This window comes from Cytobacillus sp. GQ23, from assembly GCF_059758675.1.
The window spans coordinates 1-1,583 of sequence record NZ_JCAXER010000071.1 but is presented as its reverse complement, the minus strand read 5'-3'; the positions used below and the strand labels follow the sequence as shown (position 1 = coordinate 1,583).

Genomic DNA, 1,583 nt, shown 5'->3' with positions numbered 1-1,583 from the left:
TTCGTATTATAGAGTTAACCAGTTTTTACTGGTTGCTCTTTTTTTTATAGGACCTATTATTTCAGTAGCCAGGGTAGAACGTACGGGTGCGTGGGAGTTAGATCTCGTCAACTAAACTGTTCGCCCCCTACTTGTAGAATGATGTTTGAGGCTGGTTGGGACAAATGATCTCGTATAACAAGCGAAGCTATGGAACTACAAGAAGGTATAGGGGTTACTGGTGAGTAAATCTAAGGGAGAGATATTAATGAATCCAGTCATTGGCCTAGATGTAGCCAAAGGAGAAAGTGAGGTTCAAGCCTTTTTAGATAAAGACAAGCCGTTAGGGAAAAGTTTCAGTGTAAAGCATACCAAGGAGGGTTTAGATTCGCTTATTTCTTTTTTGAGAGAGATCGAAGAAAATACTGGGGTTAGGCCAGCAGTCATACTTGAATCTACAGGTCATTACCATACACCAATTATTCAATGTCTTGAGGGAAGTCAGTATCTATACATCTTGGTAAATCCAATCATTTCTTATCAAGCTAAGAAAACAAGCCTTAGAAAGGTAAAGACTGATGCCGTTGATGCATATCACCTTTGTGTTCTTTACTACAAGGAAGAATTTGAGCCGTATAAGAAAAGAGGACTAAGACTTCTAAACCTGAGAACATTGTCAAGGCAATATGAAACGGTTACGAACCTTTACATCCAGGCAAAACTTCTGTTCCATACTCTTCTTGATCAGATATTTCCTGAATACAGGGGAGTCTTCGGGGATTTATTTTCGAAAGTTTCTCTTAAAATATTAAAGGAGTTTCCGACATCCGAAGATGTACTGATGGCAGGGGAAGCAAAGGTTATGGCACGAATTGAGGAAATGCGTATTAAACGGTCCCCAAGTTGGATGAGGGAGAAGGCAGCCAAATTAATGGATTCAGCTAAGCGAAATCCATTCCAACAAGGTGTTTATGAAAGCCAGTTGTTCAGTTTGGATATGTACATCAATATGCTTCTTCAATACCAAGAACACCTATCAAGCTTGGAGAGGCAGATAGATGTCCTGGCTGAAGAAATTGAAGAATGTAAGATAATCCAATCAATTCCCGGTATAGGAGAAAAAATCGCGGCAACGATTATTTCTGAAATCGGGGAAATTGACCGGTTTAATCACCCTAAAAAACTTGTGGCTTACGCAGGAATAGATCCAAGTGTCCATTCATCAGGTAAGTTCACGGCTACGATAAATCATATTACCAAACGAGGTTCAAGCAGATTACGGCACGCTTTATATATGGCTGTATTATGCGGTATAAGAAGCTCGAGGAACAAGAAGCTAAAAGAGTATTATGATCGGAAACGAAATGAAGGAAAACCTTCAAAAGTAGCGATGATAGCTTGTGTAAATAAGCTTTTACACTGGATTTATGCAATCCTAAAAAGGAATGAGCAGTTCCTAGATATGGCTTAATCAACAAAAAAAAGCAGCTAATGAAAAACCTTCCAAACCGTATTTGGAGGGTTATTTGGCGTACCTTCAAAAAGTATAACACGGTAGAAAAAATATTTTAATAAGAAATTCTTGACTCCTATTAGCTGGTTTA

General features: G+C 38.7%; 1 protein-coding gene. It reads left to right on the top strand.

The genetic code is table 11. The annotated features are described in order from the left end of the window. Nucleotides 1-247: 247 nt before the first annotated feature. Nucleotides 248-1,450: an IS110 family RNA-guided transposase gene (locus AC6CHU_RS25860; RefSeq protein ID WP_498123161.1), complete on the top strand. Its 1,203-nt coding sequence runs from the start codon at nt 248-250 to the stop codon at nt 1,448-1,450. Nucleotides 1,451-1,583 lie beyond the last annotated feature (133 nt).

What these genes read in the sequence shown, in the direction of transcription:
- AC6CHU_RS25860 (WP_498123161.1), top strand. Translation starts at nt 248, where the DNA reads ATGAATCCAGTCATTGGCCTAGATGTAGCCAAAGGAGAAAGTGAGGTT.